We start from the raw sequence: 24,728 nt of genomic DNA, 5'->3' as shown, positions 1-24,728 counted from the left end.
ACCTCCCCTACGGGACGCCCGGTGCAGGATACGGCCGCGAGGGTCCCGCACCGGCCGGAGCGGTCACTTCGCTCCATTCAGGATCTCGGGTACCGCGTCGCGCCGAACGGCGTCGTAGAAGGTCTTCACCTGGTCCGTCTTGGCGAACACGACGCTCTCGTCGCCGACCCGACCGGTGCCCTTGGTGGGGCTGGTGATGAAGGTCAGGTTGCCGCTGCGCAGGTGCCGCAGCTCCATCCCCATGTCGAGTAGGGAGAGGGTCTTGTCCACCGAGACCGCGTCGGCGGAGGCCCTGATGAAGGAGTTCAGCTTGGCGGGGTTGGCCAGGGTGCCGCCGGACGCGGCCTTGTCCAGGATGGCCCGGATGACCTGCTGCTGGTGCCGGATCCGGGCGAAGTCCCCGTCCTTGAAGGCGTAGCGCTCCCGGGCGTAGTCCAGCGCCTCTGCGCCATCCATCACCTGCGGGCCCTTCTTGAACTCGCGGCGGCCGGTGGGCAGCAGCGAGTGCGTCGAGGTGAAGCTCTCCTCCACGGTGAGCTGGATGCCACCGAGCGCGTCCACGATCTCCTTGAAGCCGGAGAAGTCGACGATCGCGACGTGGTCGACCCGGACGCCGGTGAACTTCTCGACCGTCTGCACCATCAACGGGATGCCGCCCCAGGCGTACGCCGCGTTGATTTTGGCGTCCCGGCCGCCGTGCTTGCCGTCCTTGGACTTCGGCACGTTGACCCAGGTGTCCCGGGGGATCGAGACGAGTTGGGCGCTCGACCGGTCAGCCGGCAGGTGGGCGAGGATGATGGTGTCGCTGCGCGAGCCGCCGGTGTTGGCCGGGTCGCGGGTGTCGCTGCCCAGGATGAGGATGTTCTTGGCGTCCTTTGCCACCTTGACCGGGCGGGACTCCTCGGGCACCTGGTCGAACGCTTCCACCCGTTCGATGCCGGACTCGAGGGAGTGGACGTAGATGCCTGCCGCGACCGCTCCACCACCGCCGAGCAGTGCCAACACCAGCAGCGTGATGAGGATTATCCGCCTGGTGCGGCGCCGCCGCCTGGGAGCCGGTGCGTCCGGGGAGCTCCCGTCCGGAGTCACCGCGATGGCCTCGGTGGAGTCGGACTCCGCGAGTTGGGGTTGGTGTGGCATGGCTCGATGCTACTGACCGGCGCAACAGCGGACGGCCCGGGATCCGGGACGTACCCGGCCCGTCCGACCGGGGCGACCGCGTCGCAGGTCAGGAGGTACGCAGCCGGTAGCCGAAGCCGCGCATCGTCTCGATGACGTCCCCGCCGAGCTCCTTGCGTGCCGGATCAGCGTATCCAGCAGCACGAACTCCCGGCCGGTCAGCGCCACGTCCCGACCGTGCACGGTGACCTGCCGGAACCAGAGGTCGAGCCGGATCGGTCCTGTCATATAGTCGTCAGCCCCGGCGTCCGGGCAGGCCACCACGTCGTGCGCCCGGGCACGTCCGGTGAGGACCAGCACCGGCAGCCGGTGGCCACGGGCTCGCAGAGTTTCCGGTCATGCCCGCCCCCGTTTGCCGGCCCGCCCGGCCCCGACGATGAGAGGCTTCTCATCCATCCCTCATCGGGACGTCATCCGACTCCGGCAGCCTGGGCGGCATGAGCGCGCAGAAGGTCGCCACCGGAGTCGGGCTGGGGGCGCTGGCCGGGTTGCTCGCCGGAGTCGGTCTGCCGGCGCTGCTGCCGCACGACCGGGTGCCGGTGATCCAGATCATCAGTCCGGCCACCCGGACCACGACGACCGACGGGGGCGACGATGCGGCCGGCCCGGTCGACGACGAGAGCCTCGGCCCAGCCGAGCGCGGAGGCGATGATGACGACGCCGGAGGCGACGGAACCGGTTCCGACGACGGAGCGGACGACGGAGGTGGTTCCGACGACGGCGACGACGGCCCGGCCAGGACCGGTGGTGGCGACGACGACGGGGGACCCGCTGGTGGTGACGACGGGGACGACGACCGCCGGCCGCCGCGCAACCAGCCGGCCGACGCCGACGGAGACGACGACGGGGACGATGGCGATACCGACGACGGGGACGGGGACGACGGGGACAACTGAGCCGCCGGGCCGGCGCTGGCGGCCGACGCTCGGGCTGCGGCTCCGGCTGCTCGGCTGGGCCCTGGCGCTGCTCGCCGTCGCCAGCCTGGCCTCGGTGGTGGTGATCCGGCAGGTGCTGCTCAACCAGTTGGAGAACCGGATCGCCGCCGACATGCGCCAGGAGGTCACCGAGTTCCGCCGGCTCGTCGGCGGTCGGGATCCGGCCAGCGGGCAGCCGTTCGGCACCGACCTGCGGGCCATCGCCGACACCTACCTGCTGCGCAACGAGCCGCAGACCGGTGAACTGGTACTCGTCTTCGTCGACGGCGCCTTCTACCGCGCGACGGCGAACCCGCCGTACGACCCGAGCGGCGACGCGGCCCTGCTGGGCAGGTGGACCGGGCTGGCCGACAGCGCGTACGGGCGGATCGCCGACACTCCGGCCGGCTCGGCGCGCTGGCTGGCCGTACCGGTGGTGATCGACGGCGCGGTACGCGGCCAGGTGGTCGTACTCGAGTTCGGCGCCGAACGGCGGGCCGAGATCGACCGCGCGGTACGCCTGATGGCGCTGGCCTGCCTGCTGGTGATCGTGGTGGTGGCCGCCGGCGGTTACCTGGCGATGGGCCGGGCGCTGCGTCCGCTGCGGACGGTCACCGAGACCGCCCGGACCATCGAGGAGACCGACCTTTCCCGGCGGATCGAGGTCACCGGCACCGACGAGGTCGCCGACCTGGCGCACACCTTCAACGGGATGCTTGGCCGGTTGCACCGGGCGTTCGCCGCCCAGCAGGCGTTCGTCTCCGACGCCGGCCACGAGCTGCGTACCCCGATCACCATCGTCCGGGGCCACCTGGAGTTGATGGACGACGACCCGGACGAGCGGGCCGAGACGGTCGCGCTGATCACCGACGAGCTGGACCGGATGAACCGGATGGTCAACGACCTGCTGATGCTCGCCCGCGCCGAACAGCCCGACTTTCTGCATCCCGAGCAGGTGGAGGTCGCGATGATGCTGCACGACGTCTACGCCAAGGCGGTCGCCCTGGGCGACCGGGACTGGCGGCTCGGCGAGCTGGCCGAGACGGCCGTGTGGGCCGACCGGCAGCGGCTCACCCAGGCGTTGATGCAGCTCGCCCAGAACGCCGTCCAGTTCACCGACGTCGGCGACACGATCGAGCTATCCGCCCGGGCCGGGACGCCAGGGCAGCCGGGCCGGGTACTGCTCTCGGTCCGGGACACCGGGATCGGCATCGAGCCCGAGGACCGAGAACGGATCTTCGCCAGATTCGCCCGCGCCGCGCACGCGCCGCGACGGCATGCCGAGGGCTCCGGCCTCGGGCTGGCCATCGTGGCCGCGATCGCCGAGGCGCACCGGGGCACGGTCGCGGTGGACAGCGTGCCCGGCGCCGGGTCGACCTTCACCCTGGTGCTGCCGGCTGGCGCGGTACGGCCGCCGACGACCGGGGGCGACCGGTGAACCGGGTACTCATCGCCGAGGACGAGCCGCGGATCGCCTCGTTCCTGACCAAGGGGCTGCGGGCGGCCGGCTACGTCGCCACGGTGGTGACCAACGGGGTGGAGGTGGCCGCGGCGGCCCGCAGCGGCGACTACGACGTGCTGATCCTGGACCTGGGACTGCCCGGGCAGGACGGGCTGGCGGCACTGGCCCAGATCCGGGCCAGGGGCGAACGGCTGCCGGTGATCGTGCTGACCGCCCGGGACGCCGTACCGGACCGGGTCGCCGGGCTCGACCTGGGCGCCGACGACTACATGACCAAGCCGTTCAGCTTCGAGGAACTCCTCGCCCGGGTCCGGGCCCGGCTGCGCGAGCATGGCCAGGCCACCCCGACGGTGTTGCAGGCCGGGCCGGTCCGGCTCGACCTGGTCCGGCGTACGGCCACGGTCGACGGCGACCCGATCGAGCTGACCGGCCGGGAGTTCCTGCTCGCCGAGACGCTGCTGCGGCATCCGGGTCAGGTGCTCAGCCGGGAGCAGTTGCTGGACCGGGTCTGGGGCCTGGCGCACGACCCCGGCTCGAACGTGGTGGACGTCTACATCGGATACCTGCGCCGCAAGCTCGGCACCGACCGGATCAAGACGGTACGCGGCATCGGCTACCGGCTGACCGCCTGATCCTCTCCGCCCCCTTCCCCGGCGCCATCCTCTCCGCTCGGGCGTGCCCAGTCTCCGGCGGGTGGCTGAGGTGGGCGGAGCGGTGGCTGAGCGAATTCTCATGGTCGGTTCACCGCCACCTCACGGCCGGGCGGGATCGTCGCTGGCATGTCGACGACCAGTACCATCCCGACCGGGCGAAGCGGCGACCGCCAGCTCGCCCTGCTCACCGGAGCGGCCGCCGAGGACGTACTCCGGGCCGCGTTGCGACCCTCCGGCGGTGAACTGCTCGACTGGCGGACCGTCCAGGTGGAGCACCAGCCGGGCCGCCGGGTCACCGCCGCGTACCAGGCCCGGATCCGCTGGCCGGACGGGCGGGTCCGGGAGGAGCGGCTGGCCGCCTGCACCGGACGCGCCCCGGCCGGCACGGTGGTGCTGGGCAACGGCACCGACCGGGTGGCGGCATGGCGCTTCCCGTACGACCCGGCGCTGCCGGCGCTGCGCAGCGCGTACGACGAGGGGGCCGTCGCCGCCCTGCTGCGCGACCTCGGCCTCGGCGACGGCCCGGTGAACCTGCGGGTACGCGCCTACCGGCCCCGGCGGCGGGCGGTGATCGAGGCGGTCGGGGCGGGCGGCTGTGTCTTCCTGAAGGTGGTCCGCCCCCAGCAGGTGTCCGAACTGCACGACCGGCACCGGCTGCTGGTCCGGGCCGGGGTGCCGGCCGCACCCAGCCTGGGTTACACCCCCGACGGGCTGCTGGTGCTCCAGGCGCTGCCCGGGCAGAGCCTGCGCCAGGCGCTGCGCGGCCGGGCGCCGCTGCCCTCGGGGCGGGCCCTGCTGCACCTGCTCGACCAACTCCCGGCTGAGCTGACCCGGGACCGGCCCCGACGCTCCTGGCGGGAGAAGGCTCCGCACTACGCCTCGGTGCTCGCCACCGCCCTGCCCAGGGTGGCCGACCAGGCCACCGCGCTGGCCGCGGCGCTGACCGACGAGTCGACCCCCGGTCCACCGGCCGTGGTGCACGGCGACCTGTACGAGGGCCAACTACTGGTTGCCGGGGGCCGGATCACCGGTCTGCTCGACGTGGACACCGCCGGACCGGGCGAGCGCCTGGACGACCTGGGCTGCCTGCTCGGGCACCTCTCCGTGCTGGCCCTGATGCACCGGGACCGGGCGGCCGCGATCCAGCGGGCCGGTGCCGGCTATCTGGCCGCGTTCGAGCAGGTCGTCGACCCCGCCGAGCTGCGCTACCGCACGGCGGCGGTGGTGCTCTCCCTGGCCACCGGTCCGCACCGGGTCCAGGAGCGGAACTGGTCGGCGGGTGTCCGGGCCCGGCTGGAACTGGCCGAACTCTGGCTGGACAGCGCCCGACGGCTCCGCCGGCCCGGCTGACCGAGCGGGCCGTGCGGCCGGCGAGGTGTCGGCCGGAGAGCCGTCGGGGTCGGCCGGAGAGCGTCGAGGTCGATGAGTCAGGTCTCATCCCGGCGTCAGGACTGTCTCATCCGCGGGCCGGAGGCTGTAACCAGAGCAGATCATCGAGGAGGAAGAGATGCGCATCAACCGTACGTGGCAGATCGTCATCGGCGGCGCGGGTGCCGCCGCGCTGGTCGCCGGTCTCACCGCCGGTGCGGCGACCGCCAGCGACGGGATCGAGCTGCGGGACAAGGTCCAGCCGATCCAGTTGCAGGGCGGCCAGTACGACTCCGGCGCCGTCGACGACTCGCCGGAGTCCGCCGACAGCGCTCACCAGTCGCCGTTCGACTCGGCGAACTCGGCCGGCGACAGTCCCGGGGACCCGGGCTGGGTCGACCCGTCGCCCGAGTCGGCGGACAGCGTCAACGCCTCGGCGGCGGACTCGCCCGCCAAGGCGAAGCCGGTGGTAAAGCCGAAGAAGGACGTGCCGAAGGCGAAGGTGGTGGACGACAGCCCGGACGACTCCCCGGCACCGGTGCGGAAGAAGAAGAGCAGCGGCGGCGGCTCGGCCGACTCGGGCGGCTCCGCCGACTCCGGCGGGTCGGCCGACTCGTCCGACTGACCACGCACGGCGGAGACCATCCGCCCGCCCTGCGCCGCGGCCCGGCCAGCCCCCTGGTCGGGCAGCGGCCCGCTGCCCTGGACAGGGCCGGCGAGCGGTGGCCGGAAAGGTCGGGGCCGCTGCGATGGGCGCCGGTTCGCTATTGTCGTGACCCGTGGTCAGCGCCCGGCTCGCGATCGACTTCGGTACGTCCCACACGGTCGCGGTGTGCCAGTGGCAGGCGGGTGAGGGGCGGCCACTCCTCTTCGACGCCTCGCCACTGCTTCCGTCGGCGGTGTTCGTCGACTCCGACGGTCGGCTGCGGGTCGGCCGGGACGCGCTACGGGCCGGGCGTACGGAGCCGGGCAGCCTGGAGCCGCACCCGAAACGGCGGATCGACGAGGGCGTCATCCTGCTCGGCAGGACGGAGGTGGCGGTCGTCGACCTGGTCGCGGCCGTGCTGCGGCGCTGCGCCGACGAGGCGGTACGGGTGGTCGGCGGCGCGGTCCACGAACTCGTCCTCACCCATCCGGCGGCCTGGGGGCCCCGGCGCCGGCAGGTCCTCGTCGACGCCGCCGCGCGGGCCGGGCTGCCCCCGCCGGCCCTGGTCGCCGAGCCCACTGCGGCCGCCACGCACTTCACCACGGTCCTCGCCCGGCCGGTGCGGACCGGTGACGCCGTGGTGGTCTACGACTTCGGTGCCGGCACCTTCGACGTGGCGGTGCTCCGGCGCCGGCCCGACGGCTGGGACGTCGCCGCCAGCCAGGGCCTTTCCGACCTCGGCGGCCTCGACCTGGACGACGTCGTCGTCGAGCGGGTCCGCGCTGCCGTCGTACCGGCCGGGCCGGACGACGTGCGGTGGCGCCGGCTGAGCCAGCCGGGATCCGGGCCGGACCTGCGGCACCACCGGTCGCTGTGGGAAGAGGCCCGGGCGGCCAAGGAGGAGCTGTCCCGGCGCAGCACGGCCGGGCTGCGCCTGCCGATCTTCGAGCGTGACGTGCACGTCACCCGGGAGGAGTTCGAGGCGGCGGCGGCCGCGCCGATCGAGCGGAGCGTGGCGCTGACGGCGGCGACGGTCTCCAGCAGCGGTATCGACGCCGGGCGCATCGCCGGGCTCTTCCTGGTCGGCGGAGCGAGCCGGGTCCCGCTGGTGGCCACCCGCCTGCACCGGCGGCTCGGCATCGTGCCCACCGTCGTCGAGCAGCCCGAGCTGGTCGTCGCCCAGGGCGCGCTGCTCACCGCCGAGGTCGGCACCCCGCCCGGTACGCCCCCGACCACCGCGCGGGGTGGCGTGGCGGGGATCGGCGCCCCGCCCGCCGCCTCGGCGGCCGGCGCCGAGTCGCGGACGGTCGGCAGCGTGGCCGGTTCGGCGACCATCGAACCGCCGCTGCCGGGTCACCCACCGCCGCCGACCGGGCCCGGGCCGGACCGGTCGGCTGACGCAGCAAAGTCGATCTCCCCGAACGGGCCGGCCGCGGACGACCGGCGTCGCCGCCGGAGTGTCTGGATCGGTGCGGGCGCCGCCGCGCTGGTGCTGCTGGTCGTCGCCGTGCTGGTCGCGGTCTGGGCGACCGGTCCGGACTCCGACCTGAGCCGGACCGGACGGGCGAACGAGCAGGTGATCAAGTCTTCGCCGCTGCGCGAGTTCGCCCGCCCGTGGCTGGACGACGTGAGCGGCTGCGAACAGCGCCCGCCGGACACCTATGGCGGGACCGCCACCGAGTACGTCGCCTGCACCGGGGACGGCTGGGAGGTCCAGTTCCGGGCGCTCGCCGACCAGACCGAGCGGGACCGGGCCCGGACCCAGCGGGTGAGGGATCAGGGCGGGACGCGGGAACCGTACACGGCCAACCGCCCCCGATCCGGTGCCCTGATCCGGTACGTCTTCCGCGCCGACCAGTTCGTGATCTACTGGGACGACGACACGTCGGCGATGATCGGCGACCTGACCGTGACCCACGGCAGCACACTCGACGCCGACGACCTGTTGGCCGTCTGGCGGCAGTACGTGCGTTAGCGCCCCCACCGGGATCACTGCGGTCCCGCACCCGGCGCCGCCACCGGGCCGCCCCCGCGCCTCGACCGATACTTTCCGGCCGAGTATCGCCATTCCCATGCCCCGGGCAAGCCGGATCGGTGACAGTGCGAGGCGGGAGCGGTGCCGGACTGAGGCGGAGATGGTGGGGCGGCAGGAGCGGAACGGGCCCGGTGCGACGCCGCCGGAGCACCCGACGATCACCTTCAGCCCGTCGGCCGAGTTCCCGCCGCTGACCGAGACGGAGCTGGCCGCCCTGCACGACGTCGGCCGGCGGTGGCGGGCGGACCTGCGGGACCATCCACCCCGGGACGCCGTACTGCCACTGGATCCGAGTCTCGAACAGTACCGGCACCGGCCGGCGCCGGGCCGCTTCCACCGGCTGGGCCAGATCGAGATGTTCCCGACCGAGCGGCCGGGGCAGTTGACCGCGACGGGCTCGGCGAGCGCCACCGGCAGCCGGTTCGGCCGGGCCGCCGGCACCCTCCGACGCGCCCTGCTCGGACCGCCGCTGGCCAGCGCGGCGGTGCTCCAGGAGCGGATGCGGAAGCTGGTCGCTCTTCCGGTGCTCTCCTCCGACCTGCTCTCCTCGGTGGCGTACGGGCCGGAGGCGATGATCGCCATCCTGGTGCTGGCCGGCAGTGGCGCGCTGAACCTCTCCCTGCCGATCGCCGCCGCGCTGGTGGTTCTGATGATCACGGTCGGGACCTCGTACCGGCAGACGGTCTATGCCTATCCGCACGGCGCCGGCTCCTACCTGGTGGCCTCGGACAGCCTCGGTCCCCGGTTCGGGCTCACCGCCGCCGCCGGGCTGTTCCTCGACTACGTGCTGACCGTCTCGGTGTCGGTGGCGGCCGGGGTGGAGGCGATCACCTCGGCGCTGCCCGGGCTGACCCCGTACGCGGTGCTGCTCGGGCTGCTGGTGATCGCCGGGTTGCTCGCCGGCAACCTGCGCGGGGTACGGGCGGCCGGCAGGCTCTTCGCCGCGCCGACGTACCTCTTCATCGCCGCCATCGGACTGCTCTTCGTCGTCGGTCTGGTCCGGGCGGCGGGCCGGGGATTCGAACCGGTTCCACCACCGCCGGTCGGCGCGGTCGAGGGGCTCGGCCTGCTGGTGGTGCTCCGGGCCTTCGCCTCCGGTGCCGCCTCGATGACCGGGATCGAGGCGGTCGCCGACGCGGTCCCGGCGTTCCGGCCGGTGGAGTGGCGGCAGGCGCGGACGACGCTGACCTGGATGGTCGGCATCCTGGTGGTGCTCTTCACCGGGCTGACCCTCCTGATCCACTTCAACGGGCTGGTACCCCGGGCCGACGAGACGCTGCTGTCCCAGCTGGCCCGCGAGACGTTCCGCACCGGGCCGTGGTACGCGGTGATCCAGGCCGCCACCACCCTGGTCCTGCTGCTGGCCGCGAACACGGCGTTCAACGACTTCCCCCGGCTGCTCTTCTTCATGGCCCGGGACGGGTACGCCCCCCGACGATTCCTGCACATGGGAGACCGGCTCGCGTTCAGCAACGGCATCGTCGCGCTGGCCGTGGCGGCGGCCCTGATCTTCGTGGCATTCGGCGGCTACACCCAGTCGTTGATCCCGCTCTACGCCGTCGGGGTCTTCCTGGCCTTCACCCTCTCCCAGAGCGGCATGGTGATGCACTGGCGCCGACGCCGCGAGCGTGGCTGGCGCTGGCGGGCGGCGCTGAACGCGACCGGCGCGGTGCTCTGCGCCCTGGTCCTGGTCACCGCCGCGATCACCAAGTTTTTCGAGGGTGCCTGGGTGGTGGTGGTCGCCGTGCCGCTGCTGGTGCTGCTCTGCCTGCACATCCGGTGGCACTACGACGCGATGCGGCAGGCACTGACCCTGCCGACAGCGGCCCCCGGCACCGACCCGGCCCGGCCGGACGGCGGCCCCGAACCCGCACAGCCGCGGTCAGGAGTAGGGGGTGCGACCGCGCGGAGCGGCGCGGCGGAGGAGGCCCGCCGGCCGAACGAGGTGGAGGAGACGAGCGGACCGGGTGACCTGCGGGTCGATCTCAGCCCGGGCGAGGTACGGCACCTGGTGGTCGTACCGGTGGCCCGGCTGAACCTGGCCGCACTGCGGGCGCTGGCGTACGCGACCTCGCTCGGGCAGCCGGCCTTCGCCGTGCATCTCAGTCCGGAGCAGGAGGAGGCCGACCGGTTCCGCCGGCAGTGGGAGACCTGGGGCGACCACCTGCGGCTGGAGACGATCATCTCGCCGTACCGGACCGTGATCGCACCCCTGGCCCAGTACGTCGCGGCCCTGCACTCCGTCCGCCCGGAGGTCACCCTGACCGTGGTGGTGCCGGAGATCGTGGTCCGGCATCTGTGGCACCAACTGCTGCACACCCGGACCGAGCTGCGGCTACGTCGCGCGCTGCGGGACGTACCCGGTGTGGTGGTCACCAGCGTGCCGATCCACCTGCCCGAATAGCACGCTGGAGGGCATCGCGCACACCCGGGATCGCTCGGACGATCGCATCCGTCCCGTCGACCGCCGCCCGGTTCCGCCCTCGACCGTTCGGTCGAGTTGCTGCCCAATCGATGACAATGCCGGTACGGTCGGCGTGTGGGCCGGGCGGGGCGGAGCCGGGCAGCGCAGACTTGTCCGCGTGGAGGCGCAGCAGATACTCGGCGGCCGCTACCGGCTCGAAGATCAGCTCGGCCGGGGCGGCATGGCGGTGGTCTGGCGGGCCCGTGACGAGGTGCTCGGCCGGCCGGTCGCGGTCAAGCTGCTGGCCGGCCCGCACGCCCGGGACCCGGTCTCGCGACGCCGGATCCGGCACGAGGCGCGGGCCGCGGCGGCGTTGTCGCATCCCAACATCGCCCAGGTGTACGACTTCGGCGAGTCGGTCACCGGCCTGACCTGCATCCCGTACGTGGTGATGGAGCTCGTCGAGGGCGGCACCCTCGAACAGCGCCTCGCGGCCGGGCCGCTGCCGCCGAAGGCCGTCTTCCGGATCTGTGCCGAGGTGGCGGCGGCGCTGGCCGCCGCCCACGACCGTGGCCTGGTGCACCGTGACATCAAGCCCGGCAACGTGATGGTGACGCCGTCCGGGGCGAAGGTCGTCGACTTCGGCATCGCCGCCGCGGTGGGACCGGGCGACGCGGACGAGTGGGGTGACGAACTGCTCGGCACCCCCGGCTATCTCGCGCCGGAACGGATCAGCGGCGACGCCGTCGTGCCCGCCTCCGACGTGTACGGCGTCGGAGTTCTGCTCTACCGCCTGTTGGTGGGACGCCCGCCCTGGAGCGCGGAGACCGCGACCCAGATGCTGCGGGCCCACGTGTACGTCGAACCGGCTCCGCTGCCGCCGCTGCCCGACGTACCGGAGAAGGTCGCCGAGCTGTGTCGACGCTGCCTCGACAAGGACCCGGAACGGCGTCCGGCGGCCCGGGAGGTGGCCGCCGTGCTCGCCCGGGCCGCCGGGGTGCGGATCGTCGACGACGAACTCGCCCACTCGCTGGCCCCGGCCGCGGTCGACGGCGAACCCTCGACCGTGCTGGTGCCTCGGGCCGCCGGCAGCCGAGGCGCCCAGTTCCGCGCCGGAGTGCTGGCGACCGGCGCGGCGGCCGTCGCGGTCACCGCGCTGCTGCTCTGGCTCGCCGATCCGCTCGGCTCGGGACCGGGCCGGCACAGTGGAGCGGCGGAGCCCGGTCCGAGCGGCCGGCCGGCCGCCGAGACCGGACCGTCGGGGCGCACCGGTGGCGGCTCCGTCTCCCCACCGCCATGGCCGGATCCGCTGACGCCGCTCGCCGACGTCCCGGGGATACCGACCGGCAGCCGGGCGCCCGGTCCGCTGACCGGGTTTCCCCCGGGGGGTCAGCCGGGCGGCCCGACACCGACCGGGCCGGGCGAGCCGGAGCCGTCGGCGCCGGAGTCCCCACCGCCACCGACTCCGGCGCCGGAGGAGAAGACCCTGACCTCGGACGGCGGTTCGGTCCAGGCGGCCTGCACCGACGGCGACGCCCGGCTGCTCTCCTGGACACCGAACCGCCCCTACCGGATCGACGAGGTCGAACCGGGTCCGGCGCCGGCCACGATGGTCAAGTTCCGGCACGGCAACCGCACCGTGCAGATGACCGTCACCTGTACCGACGGCGTCCCATCGACCACGAACACCGCCTCGGAGTGACCCCGGTCGGGAGCTCGGGATGCGCCATCCGACCGGGCTCACCGCTCACATCCGGCTGGCGACGGTGCCGGCCACCTCCTCCAGCGGCTTGCGGCTCTCCTTCGGGTCGTTCAGCAGTACCAGCTTGACCGCGACCCACTGGCCGCCTTTCTGGACGAAGACGGCACCATCCTCGGCGTACGCCTCGTCGCCGACTCCGGGCAGCGGCCAGATCTCGTGCCCCAGTTCGCGTTCGATGTCGAGAAACTTCTTCGCCCCGTCCCCGACATAGACCTCCACCTGCGCGGTCGGGCCGGTGACCGGCCCCGTGTAGCTGCACGTCTCGCGGATCGGTACGGCGTCCTCCAGCGGCGTACCGGCCAGTTTCTCGGCCTCCGCCTTGGTGACCAGTGCACAGGGGTCCAGCGACGCGGCCGCCGGTGCCGCCGAGGTCGGCTCGGTCGCCGGCTCGGCACCGGTGGCGACCGGCGGGGCGTCCTGCGGGACCGCCGGCGGGTCGCCGCCACCGAACCGGCCGCACCCGCCGGAGAGGGCGAGCGCGAGCGCCGTCAGGGTCACCAGCACCAGGCGGCTACGGACGATCATCAGGGAGCTTCCTTTCAGCCCACGCAGAGCGGGACGTTCGGCAGGGTTTGGGCCGCCCGGTGGATCGGCCACAACTTCTCGCTCTCGAGTTCGAACTTCAGCTTCGCCGGCAGCAGCTTCTGCAGCGCCTCGACCGCGACCGACGAGGCGGTGATCCCGAACCCGCCGCCGACCTTGGCGTTCAGGCTCGCCGACACGCACCGGGCCAGCGGGGCGCCCAGCGCCGAGCCGTTGGTGACGCCGAGGTCGACCACGAGCTTGGCGTACGGGCCGGCGAACGCCGCCGGGATGCCGAGGCCGAACTGGATCTTCGTCTCCACGGCGAAGGCGAGCCCGCTGGGGCCGATCGAGATGCCGGTGATCGAGTCCATGATGCTGCGGACCACCGAGAGGGTCGGCTTCTGCAACGTACCGCCGACCATGCCGAGGGTGCCGTTGACCGCCCACTCCCCGGCCGCCTTCACCGTGGTGTTCCGGCCGCTCAGGCCGGTGCTGACGATGAACTTCCAGGTGTTGCTGTAGACCAGCGGCTCACCCGGAACCGGAATGTTGATCTCGACCGGGACCTCGACGCGGACCTTCTTGTTGTCGTCCGCGCCGTTCGCGGCGCCGGCCGAGACGTCGACCGAGATGCTCCGGATGCCGTCGACCGCGAACGTGCTGCTGCCGATCCGCCCGTTCGAGATCGGCACGTCGGCCCGGATCCGCAGGTCGGCGACGTTCATCGCGAAGTCGATGTAGACCTTGAGGTTCTCGTTGGCCGCGTACCCGATCTTCAGTCCGAGCTTGCCCGGCGTCCGGTACGGCTGGGCCTCCCAGTCGCCGACGCTGACCGTGAAGTTCCGTTCCCGCGCCGGTGGCAGCCGGCCGCCACCGGCCGGGGCGAGCCGCACGGGATTCATCGCGAGCACGGTGGTGCCGGCCTCCTCCCGCGCCAAGACCGGGGCCGGAGGAGTCAGCGCAGCCGGAACGGCCGGCGGCCGGGGCCCGGCGCCGCCGCCGAGCCCGATCGGGGTGACGGCGTCCTCCGGCGACCGCGTCCCGGCCGGCACGCTCACCGCCCCGGGCAGGTTCGGGACCTCCTGGTACGCCAGGTCAGCCTCGTCGAACCGCCGATCGGTCCGGAAGTGGGCGTCCCGGAACACCTCGGTCAGCGTCACCGGAGCCAGGCTGACGGCGAGATCGTCCCCGGTCCGCCGCGCCTGCACCACCCGGCCGACCGCTCGGCTGGTGGCGTACATGATCCGGCCCGGTTCGAGGTCGTCGGCGCCCGGCGCGTCGGCGTCGAGTACCCAGGTCGTCCCGTCCGCGCTGGCCGACCGGATCGCCTCCGGTCCGCCCTCGACGAGCACCACGTCCGGCTGGTACTTGATCGACCGGTCGCGGCTCGGGCCGTATCCGTAGGTGCGGCCCGCCTCGCTCGCGGCGGCCCCACCCGCCGGTTCGCCGCCGCCGGGCCGGAGGCCGCACGCCGCGACGCCGGCCAGCAGGACGGCCACCAGGAGTAGCGATCCGCACCGCCGCCAACCGGTCATCCGCCGCCTCCGTGCTCGATCCCGCCGCGTCGGGCGGGCCGCCACCGGCGGGCCGCGCCAGCCGCCGCCGGCCGGACCCGGAGCCGGGACGTGGCGCCCCGGCCGGCACCCCGCCGTCCGGGCTCCATGATGGGCGGCGATGTTCGGAGGCGGTTCAGGAATCGTTCAGGGGGCCGGCGGCTGCGGCGGTGACCGCCGGAAAGGCCGCCGGCTGCACCTCGATCTCCCGCATCCGGTCGAGGTAGTCCTGGTAGCGCCGGGCCGCCTCGCCGTGCCGCCCGGCCGCCGACAGCGCGGTGACCAGCCCCAGGTGTGCCGATTCGTCGTAGCCGTCCTCGGTGGTCAGCCGCAGGTACCAGCCGACCGCCGCCTCCGGCCGGCCCGTTCGCAGGCACCGGCGGGCCAACCGGCGGATCAGCTCGCGGTGCAACTCGGCCAGGGCGGTACGCGGACGGGCCACCCAGTCCCCGGTCACCTCGCCGTCGTCGCAGAAGTCCCCGGTGTACATCCCGGCGACCGCCTCCAGCCGGCCCAGTATCTCGACGCCGCCCGCCTCGTCCCGCTCCCCCACCGGCGCGCCCCCGTTCACCCGGGTACGCCCGTCCGGCGGGCTCGCACCGTCCGCCGCGATCGCCGACCGGGCCGCGTCGTGGAACCGCACCGCGTCCACCGACACCTGGTCCGGGTTGATCCGTACCGTGGCCGGGTCGGTGTCCAGGTATCGGTCGGCCGGGTGTCGCCGCTCCGGGTCCAGCACGGCGCGGACGGTCGAGACGAGCACCGACAGCCGGCGCAGCGCCACCTCCGACGCCGTCTCCGGCCACAACACGGCGGCCAGGGTCTCCCGACCCAGCGGCCGGCCGAGCTGACCGGCCAGCACCTTCACCAGTTCCCGTGCCTTGCGGGACTGCCAGGCCGCCGCCGGTACCGGCACCCCGGCCAGCCGGACCACGAAGTGCCCCAGGGTCTGCACCTCGACCTCCGGCACCGGCGCCGGTCCGATCGCCGCCAGCGGCCCGGCGACATGCCAGGCCCCCTCGCGTACGCCGAGCCGGTGCAGCCGCTGGTAGGCGACCTCCTCGGCCGGCCGGTCCGCCCCGAGCCGCGCCCGCAGCAGCGCGTTCGTGGCCAGCGCGACCTCGTTGCCGGCATCGGCCCAGATCTGCGCCGCCTCGACCAGCCCCACCGCCGGACGGCCCGATATCCGGCCGGCGCCGGAGCCGCTTCCGCCGGCGGCCGGATCCGCCGGGCCGGCCAGTCCGGTGGCGAGCGCGGCGAGTTCGATCGCCTCGGCCAGCCCGGCCGGGTCGCGCCGGGGTCCCGCCTCGGCCCGGGCCCGCTCGGCGTGCCGGCGGGCCGAGGCGACGTCCCCAGAACAGAGTGCCAGCCAACCGGCGGCGAGTTCGGCCACGGTCGGTCCGTTGGCGCTCGGCATCGCCAGGGCCCGGCGGGCGTACTCGGCCGCCGCCGCCGGGTCGTCTGCGTAGCGGGTGCGGGCCAGCCCGGCACACGCCTCCATCAGCACCTGCGCGTTGCCGTCGGGTTCCGCCATCTCCAGCGCCGCCCGGTAGGCGGCCACCGCCTGGCTGGTCGAGCCGCAGACCCGGTGCACCCGAGCGGTCAGCAGCAGCCCGAACGCGGCCAGCGGCGACCCGTCGCGCTGCCACAGGCTGAGCGCCGAGTCGGAGTCGGTCCGGGCCTTGGCCAGGTCGCCGAGCCCCAGCCACGCCTCGGCGCGGTTGTGCAGGGCCAGCGCCAGCAGCAGCCGCTGCCCGGTCCGCTCGCCGAGCCGGATCGCCGCGCCGAGTTCCTCGGTCGCCGCCCGGTACCGGCCCTCCTCCACGAGCCGGGAGCCGACGTTGCAGTGGATCCGCAACTGCTGGGCGAGGTCACCGGCCCGGACGGCCGCGGCGAGCGCCCGGGCGTACGCGTGCTCGTTGCCGGCCCGGTCCCCGGCGCTGAACGCGGCCAGCGCCCGGGCCACGTACGCGGCCGCGATCGCCGCGTCGTCCCGGCTCTCCTCGGCCAACCGGACCGCCTCGTCGGCGAGTTCCCTGGTCCGGGCCCCGTCTCCCCGGGCCCACCGCACCGCCGCCCGTCCCGCCATCACCTGCGCCTGGTCCGCCAGCCCGGACGGCCCGCCCCCGGACGTCCCGATGCCGGGGGCCGCCCGTTCGAGCAGCGCCTCCGCGTCGTCGAACTCGCCGCGCCGGTGCAGCAGCGTGCCGAGCTGCCAGGCCAGCGCCGCCGGCAGCGGCATCCCGGCCGGTACGGCCGCCAGGTGGCGCAGCGCCTCGTCGTGCTGCCCGTCGCGTACCGCCGACTCGGCGAGCACCAGGTCGGCGTCGGGTATCCCGGACGGTCCACCGAGGACCAGCCGGGTCGCCCGGAGCGGGGCGAGATGACCGGCGGCGAGCCGGCGCCGATCGGCCAGCTCGCGCAACGCCCGGTCGTACGCCCCGGCGCCCCGGCCGGGCGGACCGGCCCGGCGGATCGCCGACAGTGTCCAGAGTGCGGCCAGGTCGGCTTCGTCGAGCGTGGAGGAGACCTCGCCCAGTCCCGGCGGCGCCAGCGCCCCGACCTCTCGGGGGCGGGTGGCCCGGCGTTCCCGTCCCGCACCGCACTCGGTGGCGAGGCCGGCGATCGCGGCGACCACCCCGGGTGAGTCGGCACAGTCGAGCGCGCTGCGCCGGACGATCGGGTGTTGCCCCGCCGCGCCCGCGGCAGCCAGCATCCGGCGTACCTCGGCCGGGGTGAGTGCGAGGTCCGCCGCGGTGACCTCGCCGAGCCGGCCGGCGGATCGCAGCGGGCCGGCCGGGAACGGCACCGGGCCCCGTCCGGCGACCACCAGCACCGTGCCGGCGGGCAGTCGGGTGGCGAGCGCCGCCAGCAGGCTCGCGCTCGGGCCGCCGTCCAGCAGGTGTGCGTCGTCGAGCACCAGGCGGATCGCCCCGGCGACGGACCCGGCCGGGCCGGCGCCGGCAGCCGATCCGGCGCTGACAGTCTCGACAGCCGCGGCCGTACCGGCCATGCTGCCCCCGGCCGGGCGGACAGTGGTGCCGGCAGCCGGGCCGGTGGTCGCAGTGGCAGCCGGGCCGGCGGCGGCCAGAGCCTCGACGAGCAGTCCGGCGAGTACCGACGGGTCGTCCCGGATGTTCGGGACGGGTACCTGGATGCCGGCGGAGCGCAGCGCCGCCGCGACGGCGGCGAAGAGCTGCTGCGGATCGCGATCGGCCGGACCGAGGGTGTGCCAGGCGCTCCGCCGTCGGTCCGCCCAGTCCCGCAGCAGGGTCGTCTTGCCGGCGCCCGCGTTGGCGACGACGGCCACGACGCGGCGGGTGGAGAGCTGGTCGAGGCGCCTGATCAGCCTCGGCCTGGACAGCACGACCGGATCGGGCCACCCGTCGCCAGCCGGTGCCCATCCCCCACCGGTGGTCACGGCACCAGGTTATCCGCCGGCCGGAGACGGCCGTCCGGCGACGTCGGCGGGCTCGGCGGGCATCCCGGGCGGTCGTCCGGCGCTCGCCCGTCGGCGGCAGGGCGGTTACGCCGGTCCGCGCCGTCCACCTGCGCCATGCCGCTCCTCCCGCCCCGGGAACGCCTCGATGACATGATCCAACAGCCCGGCAAGCTTCGGAGTCGTCGTACCGGTGCGGGTCGACCGACGGTCGGCCGGACCGTTCGACTGCGACGACGCCGAGATGCGGCGGCGGCTGCCTCGGCTCATCGCATCTGCCTCGGGCCGGCCGAGTCCGAGCTGACCGCCCGCGCCGCCGCTCGGCGGAGGGGCAGCCCGCGGACGTCAGTTCGGCGGCAGGGTGTCCATGAAGGAGCTGACCGAGAAGACCGCGTTGCCGGCGCCGGGCGGGCCGTACCCGGGCGGGCTGCTCAGCCCGTTCGCCTCCATCGTCGCCCGGTACGCCTCCAGCAGCCGGATGTGGTATTCCAGCGGTGCGCCCTGCGGGTTCGTCCGGCCCAGCGGCGTGGTCGGCTCCGGGCACCAGGTGGTGAACCGGGGGGTGATCCCCCGGGACATGAAGAACTGCAACCCCTCGGTGGTCGACTCGATCGCCTCGTCCACCGTGGTGAAGCCGAACGGCTCGGCCATCTCGATCCCGGCCACGAAGTTCGGGATGACGTTGCGCGGCCCGAAGATCTCAGCGGAGTCGAGGATCCGGCGGTGCCACTCCTCGCGACCGACGTACCGCTCCTTGCCCGGGCAGTAGAGCTCGAAGAGCCGCTTGTCCCAGACCTCGTAGTTGGGGTGGTAGATCCGGATCCCGTAGTCGTGGAACCGCTGCACGTCGGCCTTTGGCAGGGCCTGGGCGACGACCTTGCCGATCCACCGCCCGGGGAACCGTTCCTCGATCGCCTTCGCGTACCGGCCGTAGAAGTCGGCCTCGGCCAGCCCGTCGACCTTGGAGGTGACGCTACCCCCGGTCAGGGTGTACGCCTTCGAGGCGCCGAGGGTGTCGTGCCGATCGATGATCTCCATCGCCTCCAGCACCTCGTCCACCGGCTTCACCCCGGTGTACGGCCGCCCGGCCGCCTTGTGCTGGCGCCAGTTGTGGTTGATGTCGCAGTACTGGCACTCCTCCTTGGCGCCGAAGTACTGGCAGACCCGGAAGACGGTGAGGTAGATCAGGTAGCCCCACTGGATGGTCGGGGCGACCTCCATCACCGACTTGCCGCCCGCGAGGGTGTGCCGGTAGTACTCCGGCATCGGCGGCAGCCCGACGTCGGCGATCGGCCGGTCGTCGAGATAGAGCCGGAGCACCCCGTCGCCGCCGTCCTTGACCCGGTACGGCGAGTCGGGGTTGACTCGCACCGACACCACCGTGCGGCGCAGCTCGTACGGGCCGCCGGTCAGGACGATCTCCTCCGGCGGCCGGCGCAGCGCCGCCGAGCCCAGCTCGGGCAGGGTCCGGTGGTCGAAGGAGAAGATGAAGTACGACTTCGGCTTGACCTCGCCGTTCTCGTTGTCGGTCAGCGCCGAGTCGTCGAACGCCATGCCACCGCGCAGCAGGTCCTCCTTGAGGACCGCCTCGCGCGGGATGTGCGGGAAGCGCCCCATCAGGTCCTCGACGAGATCAGTGCGGGTCTGCACGCGCGCTCCTCCGGTCCGCTACGACGCCGTCGGATCTCCCGACGAGCCTGCCGTCACCATGGCACCCCGCGCCGGCTGGCCGGCGACCGCCTCCCCGGCGGTGTGCCCCCGACCACGCTACCCGCGCCCGGTCCGGACCCACCGAGTGGATCACGCGTCGGCGAGGCGGCCGGGTGGACGGGCACGGCCGGCGGTACCCGGTCGGGCAGCGAGCGGGATCGCAACCGCGCCAGCACGGACCGCGGCACCCCTGGTTAGCTCGTCAACCACCTATGCGAGCAACTGCCGCTTCTGCACCTTGCCCATCGCGTTGCGGGGCAGCGCGTCGACCAGGTGCACCCGGCGGGGCCGCTTGTGCCGGGACAGCCCGGACGCGACGAAGTCGATCAACGACTGGGCGGTCACGCCGTCACCGACGACGTACGCCACCACCTCCTGGCCGAGGTCCGGATGCGGGGCGCCGACCACCGCCGCCTCCCGGACACCGGGGTGGGCGAGCAGCATGTTCTCCACCTCACCGGCGCCGATCCGGTATCCGCCGCTCTTGATCAGGTCGACGCTGGCCCGCCCGACGATCCGGTGCTGCCCGTCCGGCCCCACCGTCGCGACGTCACCGGTGCGGAACCAGCCGTCCGGGGCGTACGACGCCCGGGTCGCCTCCGGCATCCCGAGATAGCCGGCGAAGAGGGTGGCGCCGCGGACCTGGAGCTCTCCGATGCTCTCCCCGTCGGCCGGCAACACGGCACCGGCGTCGTCGACCAGTCGGGTCTCGACGCCGCGCAGCGGCAGGCCGACGTGTCCGGGCCGGCGGTCGCCGTCGACCCGGGTGCTGACGGTGATCAGGGTCTCGGTCATGCCGTACCGCTCGATCGGGCGGTGCCCGGTCAGCCCGGCCAGTCGGGCGAAGACCGGCTCCGGCAGCGGCGCACTGCCGGAGACCAGCAGCCGCGCGGCGCCCAGGGCCCGGGCCGATCCGGGATCGTCCGCGATCCTCGACCACACCGTCGGTACGCCGAACAGCAGCGTCCCGCCGGCCGCCGCGTACCGGTCGGGATGGGGTCGGCCGGTGTGCACCAGCCGGGAACCGACCCGCAACGCCCCCAGTACGCCGAGGACCAGCCCGTGTACGTGGTACAGCGGCAGCCCGTGCGCCAGGGTGTCGTCCGGGGTCCACGCCCACGCCTCGGCCAGCGCGTCCAGGTCGTGCGCGATCGCGTCCCGGGCCAGCAGGACCCCCTTGGGCGCCCCGGTGGTGCCGCTGGTGTAGAGAATCAGCGCGGTGGCCGTACCCGATGGCTCCGGGAGCGTGACGGACGGCGCCGACCCGGCGGCGCGGACCGGCTCGACCGGCACCGGCACCGGGTGCGGCGGCGGGGTGTCCGCCAGCAGCAGCGCTGCTCCGGAATCGGTGAGGATGTGCGCCAGTTCCACCGGCCCGGAGTCGGCCGGCACCGGCACCACCGGTACCCCGGCCATCAGCCCGCCGAGCACCCCGATCACCCCGGAGAGCGACGCGGTCGCGTACACGGCGACGGCCGGCGCTCCGACCAGCCGGCCGGCGACCCCGGCGGCGGCGGTCCGGAGTTCCTCCCAGGAGGCCGCCTCACCGTCGACCCGGACCGCGTCCGGCCGGTCCGGCAGCACCCCACCCAGTGCCGGCAGCAGCATCGTTCCTCCCGTCCGTCGACTGACGACGATCCTGCCAGCTCCGGTCGACCGCCGTCGCCACCGTTGATCACAGATCTCCGACCACCGCCGGCGACGGCGGACCGGACGGAGCATGGCGAGCCGACCTCCCGGACGGGATCCGGCACCGGCGGGGCACCGAACCGTCCCCGCGACGCCTCCGGCACCGGCGGGGCACCGAACCCCGCCGGGCCGGGGAGGCTTCGATCAGCGGGAAGCCGAGTCCTGTTCGGCCAGGATGCCGGTGCCCTGGCCGACCTCGATCAGGTAGCCGTCCGGGTCCCGCAGGTAGCAGCGGATCTCGGCGCCGTGGTCCTTCGGCTCGGTGAGGAACTCGCCACCCCGGGACGACCACTCGGCGTAGACCTGCCGGACGTCCGTCACCCGGATGTTCATCGCGCAGCCGAGCGTGTTCGAGTCGGCCGGGGCCTGCGCGTTGACCGTCGGCTTGTCGTCGGTCGGGCCGCCCTCGGTGTTGAGCACCAGGTAGCTGTTGTGGAACCGCAGGACGCAGGGGTCGCGCTCCCGCACGCAGGTGGCGGCGAGCACCCGCTGGTAGTACTCCCGGGACCGGTCGACGTCCCGGACGATCAGCAGGGTGGTGAGCACCGCCCCGGCCCCGGGCCGGAAGTAGTCGGGTGCCTCGTCCGCCATGGTCGACTCCTTCTCCTGGGCTTCTCCTGGACTCTCCTGAACTTCTCCTGGACTTTCTCCCGAGCTTTTCCTGGGGCGCTCATGGTCAGAGCGGAGGATTCGGCTCGATCGCGAACTGCCCCGGGTCGCGCAGCGCGTCGGCGACCACGACCCCGGCCATGACCGCGGTGGCGAGGAACGGCGCGGCGAGCAGGGGCAGTACCAGGGCGACCGGGGTGAGCAGGGCGAACGCCAGCAGGGCGTACCAGCGGGTCACCGAGACCTTCCGGTGTGCCTCGCGCTCGTCCCACATCCGCCCGGCGAGGAAAAGCACCGGACCGCCGAAGATGGTCCCGATCCAGGCCATGTCGTGCTCGGCGTACGGATCGTTGATGAGCAGGCCGTAGCCGACCGCGGTGGCGACGATCCCGCAGACCATGACCAGGTGGGTGTATCCGGTGACCCGGGTGAACCGGAGCTGGTTACGGCTCTGGCGGATTGCCTCGGCTAGCGCGGGCCCGGGTCGGTAGAAGTAGATCCGCCAGAACAGCACGGTGGTGACGAAGGTCGCCACGAAGACCGCGGTACGTTCGACCGCGAAGCCGACGGGGCTGAGCACGAAGCCGCTGACCAGGATCGCCTCGCCGAGCGCGATGAGCAGCACCTGCTGGTAGCGCTCGGCCAGGTGCTCCGCGCTGACGACCCAGTTGCCGGCGTTGCTGGGGCCCACGCCCGGCGTCCGCCAGCGCAGTGCGGCGCCGAGGAACTCCACGACCACGGCCGCCGTCCAGAGGATCCCCCGGCCTGTGCCGCCACTGAGCGCCCCGGCGATCCAGCCCACCGAGGCGATCGTCGTCCAGCAGAGGACCCGGATCGACTCCGCGTTGCGGGGATGCCCGCGCAGCGCCATCAGCAGAAGGAGCGGGCGACTCATCTGGACCGCGACGTAGGTGCTGGCGAAGATCACGCCGCGCTCCCCGAAGGCCTGCGGCAACGACACCGCCATGATCATGGCACCGAACATCGAGGCGATGACCACGAGCTGGATCTCGATCCGGCGGGGGTCGAACCGGCTCGTCGTCCAGGCGGTGAGCAGCCAGACCTGCCAGAGGGCGAGTAGGACGAGGAGGGTCTGTCCCAGTTCGGAGGCCAGGGTCCGGCGGCTGACCGTGAAGTCGTCGGTCAGCCGCTGGGAGAGCCGGGTGAGCGCGAAGACGTACACCAGATCGAGGAAGAGCTCCAGGAAGGTGGCTCGCCCCTGGCTTCTGGAGTCGCCGAGGTGTCCGCGTCGGTCATCGGCCGCCACGGACCGTCCGCCTTGTCCCGATCTGCCCCGTCACTCGGCAGTCATACCACGACCGCCGGCCTCCGCTCGGGCATAACGACGGACCGGTGGGCGACGACCCGCCCCGGGGCAGCCGCCCACCGGCGCCGTACGGCTCGCGGCGCTCCTCCGGTCAGGCCAGGTCAGGCCAGCCCGGCCCGGGCCGCTACGGCGGTGTCCGGGTGGTCGCTGAACACCCCGTCCAGGCCGAGTCCGTAGAAGAGCTCGTACTCGGCGATGATGTCGCCCCGGGCGTTCGGGTCGGTGCCGATCCGGAAGTCGGTCGGCAGGAACTGGTTCTCCGCCCGGAACGTCCAGGCGTGCACCACCAGGCCGGCCCGGTGCGCGTCCCGGACCACGGTGGTCGGGGCGAGCAGCTTGCCGCTGGAGTCCCGGGGCACCAGCAGGTTCTTGTTCGTCCCGATGCCGTCGGCGTAGCTGTCGATCCAGCGCAGGTTCTCCGGCTTGACCAGGTCGGCATAGGTACGCGGGTCACCGGCCACCGTGAAGTCGTACGGGCGGCCGGCCGCGTCCAGCAACTGGGCCAGCCGTACGTCGGTCAGCTTGTTCAGCTTGCGGAGGTTGGCGGTCTCGAAGGACTGGATGATCACCGGATCCTTCTTGTCGGTCATGCCGTTCTTCCGCAGTACCCGCACCAGCGGCTCCTCCAGCGGCAGCCCGATCGACTGGAAGTAGCTGGGGTGCTTGGTCTCCGGGTAGATGCCGATGGTCCGGCCCAGCCGGCGGCTCTCGCTGCGGGCCAGGTCGATGACCTCCTGGAGGGTCGGCACCGGCAACTGGCCGTCGAACGCGGTGTTGGTCACCCGCACCTGCGGCAGCCGCTCCTTGGCCCGCAGCGTCTTCAGCTCGGCCAGGGTGAAGTCCTCGGTGAACCAGCCGGTCACCGGGGTTCCGTCGATGGTCTTGGTGGTCTTCCGGGCGGCGAACTCGGGGTGCGCGGCGACGTCGGTGGTGCCGGAGATCTCGTTCTCGTGCCGGGCCACCAGCACCCCGTCCCGGGTCGAGACCAGGTCGGGCTCGATGAAGTCGACGCCCATCCGGATCGCCAGCCGGTAGGCCTCCAGGGTGTGCTCCGGACGGTAGCCGCTGGCGCCGCGGTGCGCGATCACCAGCGGGCGGTCACCGGCCACCGGCCGCGACCGGTCGTCGTGCGCGACGGCCTGGCTGGCCGGCACCGCCACGGCGGTCGCCAGCAACGCGCCGGCCAGGCCGAGCGCGGAAAGGGTACGTGCCAATGTCGTCTCCCGTCGGTCGAGGCGGTGCCGTGCCGCTGGGCGCGGCTCCGCCCGTGGATCGACCTGGAATCCAACCCCGCTCCGGCGACCAGCAGTCGGGCAGCGGCTGTCCGGATGGTGAACCTCCGGGGTGTCGGGGCCCGGCATCGGTCCCGGTCATCCGGCCTCCCTGCCCTCGTCCGTCCGGGTCGACCGGAATTATCGCCGGCCGGCCACGCCGGCACGCCCGATCGGGTGCG

At 73.6% G+C, this 24,728-nt stretch carries 17 protein-coding genes; 8 read left to right on the top strand and 9 right to left on the bottom strand.

Translation table 11 applies throughout. From position 1 onward, the window contains the following. Nucleotides 1-63: 63 nt before the first annotated feature. Complete coding sequence (locus AAH979_RS08040) at nucleotides 64-1,140, bottom strand: LCP family protein (RefSeq protein ID WP_346257410.1); 1,077 nt, start codon at nucleotides 1,138-1,140, stop codon at nucleotides 64-66. 476 nt (nucleotides 1,141-1,616) lie between these two features. On the opposite strand from AAH979_RS08040, the gene AAH979_RS08035 reads away from it, so the two are divergent. From AAH979_RS08035 to AAH979_RS08000, 8 genes are all read left to right on the top strand, one after another. Continuing rightward, nucleotides 1,617-2,075 (top strand): hypothetical protein, encoded by a 459-nt coding sequence (locus tag AAH979_RS08035; RefSeq protein ID WP_346257409.1) that lies wholly within the window; start codon nucleotides 1,617-1,619, stop codon nucleotides 2,073-2,075. Further along, entirely contained in the window at nucleotides 2,032-3,531 is a 1,500-nt protein-coding gene (locus tag AAH979_RS08030; RefSeq protein ID WP_346257408.1) for a HAMP domain-containing sensor histidine kinase, read from the top strand. The genes AAH979_RS08035 and AAH979_RS08030 overlap by 44 nt, the downstream gene beginning before the upstream one ends. After that, a complete protein-coding gene (locus AAH979_RS08025) occupies nucleotides 3,528-4,187 on the top strand; it encodes a response regulator transcription factor (RefSeq protein WP_346257407.1) in 660 nt (219 codons plus the stop codon). Before AAH979_RS08030 ends, AAH979_RS08025 begins: the two co-directional genes overlap by 4 nt. Nucleotides 4,188-4,334: 147 nt before the next feature. Then, nucleotides 4,335-5,558: a phosphotransferase gene (locus AAH979_RS08020; RefSeq protein ID WP_346257406.1), complete on the top strand. Its 1,224-nt coding sequence runs from the start codon at nucleotides 4,335-4,337 to the stop codon at nucleotides 5,556-5,558. 157 nt (nucleotides 5,559-5,715) lie between these two features. Beyond that, complete coding sequence (locus tag AAH979_RS08015) at nucleotides 5,716-6,201, top strand: hypothetical protein (protein ID WP_346257405.1); 486 nt, start codon at nucleotides 5,716-5,718, stop codon at nucleotides 6,199-6,201. 154 nt (nucleotides 6,202-6,355) lie between these two features. Further along, nucleotides 6,356-8,197, top strand: a complete 1,842-nt coding sequence (locus AAH979_RS08010; protein WP_346257404.1) for an Hsp70 family protein — start codon at nucleotides 6,356-6,358, stop codon at nucleotides 8,195-8,197. A 160-nt stretch (nucleotides 8,198-8,357) separates the two neighbouring features. Beyond that, a complete protein-coding gene (locus AAH979_RS08005) occupies nucleotides 8,358-10,661 on the top strand; it encodes an APC family permease (protein WP_346257403.1) in 2,304 nt (767 codons plus the stop codon). Nucleotides 10,662-10,839: 178 nt separating this feature from the next. Beyond that, nucleotides 10,840-12,363, top strand: a complete 1,524-nt coding sequence (locus tag AAH979_RS08000) for a serine/threonine-protein kinase (protein WP_346257402.1) — start codon at nucleotides 10,840-10,842, stop codon at nucleotides 12,361-12,363. Nucleotides 12,364-12,408: 45 nt separating this feature from the next. Here the strand turns inward: AAH979_RS08000 and AAH979_RS07995 are convergent, their stop codons facing one another. The 8 genes from AAH979_RS07995 to AAH979_RS07960 form a co-directional block, all read right to left on the bottom strand. Continuing rightward, the gene (locus AAH979_RS07995) at nucleotides 12,409-12,948 is read right to left on the bottom strand and encodes a hypothetical protein (RefSeq protein WP_346257401.1); all 540 of its coding nucleotides are present in this window, start codon (nucleotides 12,946-12,948) and stop codon (nucleotides 12,409-12,411) included. 14 nt (nucleotides 12,949-12,962) lie between these two features. Continuing rightward, on the bottom strand, nucleotides 12,963-14,483 hold the full coding sequence (locus AAH979_RS07990) for a hypothetical protein (RefSeq protein ID WP_346257400.1): 1,521 nt from the start codon (nucleotides 14,481-14,483) through the stop codon (nucleotides 12,963-12,965). A gap of 154 nt (nucleotides 14,484-14,637) precedes the next feature. Then, the gene (locus AAH979_RS07985) at nucleotides 14,638-17,922 is read right to left on the bottom strand and encodes a BTAD domain-containing putative transcriptional regulator (RefSeq protein ID WP_346257399.1); all 3,285 of its coding nucleotides are present in this window, start codon (nucleotides 17,920-17,922) and stop codon (nucleotides 14,638-14,640) included. Between the two features lie 363 nt (nucleotides 17,923-18,285). Beyond that, the gene (locus AAH979_RS07980) at nucleotides 18,286-19,590 is read right to left on the bottom strand and encodes a radical SAM protein (RefSeq protein ID WP_346257398.1); all 1,305 of its coding nucleotides are present in this window, start codon (nucleotides 19,588-19,590) and stop codon (nucleotides 18,286-18,288) included. Nucleotides 19,591-19,860: 270 nt separating this feature from the next. Further along, the gene (locus AAH979_RS07975) at nucleotides 19,861-21,258 is read right to left on the bottom strand and encodes an acyl-CoA synthetase (RefSeq protein ID WP_346257397.1); all 1,398 of its coding nucleotides are present in this window, start codon (nucleotides 21,256-21,258) and stop codon (nucleotides 19,861-19,863) included. Nucleotides 21,259-21,483: 225 nt separating this feature from the next. After that, nucleotides 21,484-21,930 (bottom strand): VOC family protein, encoded by a 447-nt coding sequence (locus tag AAH979_RS07970; RefSeq protein ID WP_346257396.1) that lies wholly within the window; start codon nucleotides 21,928-21,930, stop codon nucleotides 21,484-21,486. An 85-nt stretch (nucleotides 21,931-22,015) separates the two neighbouring features. Continuing rightward, the gene (locus tag AAH979_RS07965) at nucleotides 22,016-23,215 is read right to left on the bottom strand and encodes a low temperature requirement protein A (RefSeq protein ID WP_346257395.1); all 1,200 of its coding nucleotides are present in this window, start codon (nucleotides 23,213-23,215) and stop codon (nucleotides 22,016-22,018) included. Nucleotides 23,216-23,376: 161 nt separating this feature from the next. Continuing rightward, complete coding sequence (locus AAH979_RS07960; RefSeq protein ID WP_346257394.1) at nucleotides 23,377-24,489, bottom strand: glycerophosphodiester phosphodiesterase; 1,113 nt, start codon at nucleotides 24,487-24,489, stop codon at nucleotides 23,377-23,379. Nucleotides 24,490-24,728 lie beyond the last annotated feature (239 nt).

It is taken from the genome of Plantactinospora sp. ZYX-F-223 (assembly GCF_039649625.1).
Taxonomy (GTDB): domain Bacteria; phylum Actinomycetota; class Actinomycetes; order Mycobacteriales; family Micromonosporaceae; genus Plantactinospora.
Note: the sequence above shows the minus strand (reverse complement) of the source record. Positions and strands in the feature narration are given on the sequence as shown.

Bases quoted from the DNA above. Each gene is read 5' to 3' on its own strand.
- AAH979_RS08040 (WP_346257410.1), bottom strand. From the start codon at position 1,140: ATGCCACACCAACCCCAACTCGCGGAGTCCGACTCCACCGAGGCCATC.
- AAH979_RS08035 (WP_346257409.1), top strand. From the start codon at position 1,617: ATGAGCGCGCAGAAGGTCGCCACCGGAGTCGGGCTGGGGGCGCTGGCC.
- AAH979_RS08030 (WP_346257408.1), top strand. From the start codon at position 2,032: ATGGCGATACCGACGACGGGGACGGGGACGACGGGGACAACTGAGCCG.
- AAH979_RS08020 (WP_346257406.1), top strand. From the start codon at position 4,335: ATGTCGACGACCAGTACCATCCCGACCGGGCGAAGCGGCGACCGCCAG.
- AAH979_RS08015 (WP_346257405.1), top strand. From the start codon at position 5,716: ATGCGCATCAACCGTACGTGGCAGATCGTCATCGGCGGCGCGGGTGCC.
- AAH979_RS08005 (WP_346257403.1), top strand. From the start codon at position 8,358: ATGGTGGGGCGGCAGGAGCGGAACGGGCCCGGTGCGACGCCGCCGGAG.
- AAH979_RS07995 (WP_346257401.1), bottom strand. From the start codon at position 12,948: ATGATCGTCCGTAGCCGCCTGGTGCTGGTGACCCTGACGGCGCTCGCG.
- AAH979_RS07990 (WP_346257400.1), bottom strand. From the start codon at position 14,483: ATGACCGGTTGGCGGCGGTGCGGATCGCTACTCCTGGTGGCCGTCCTG.
- AAH979_RS07975 (WP_346257397.1), bottom strand. From the start codon at position 21,258: ATGCTGCTGCCGGCACTGGGTGGGGTGCTGCCGGACCGGCCGGACGCG.
- AAH979_RS07970 (WP_346257396.1), bottom strand. From the start codon at position 21,930: ATGGCGGACGAGGCACCCGACTACTTCCGGCCCGGGGCCGGGGCGGTG.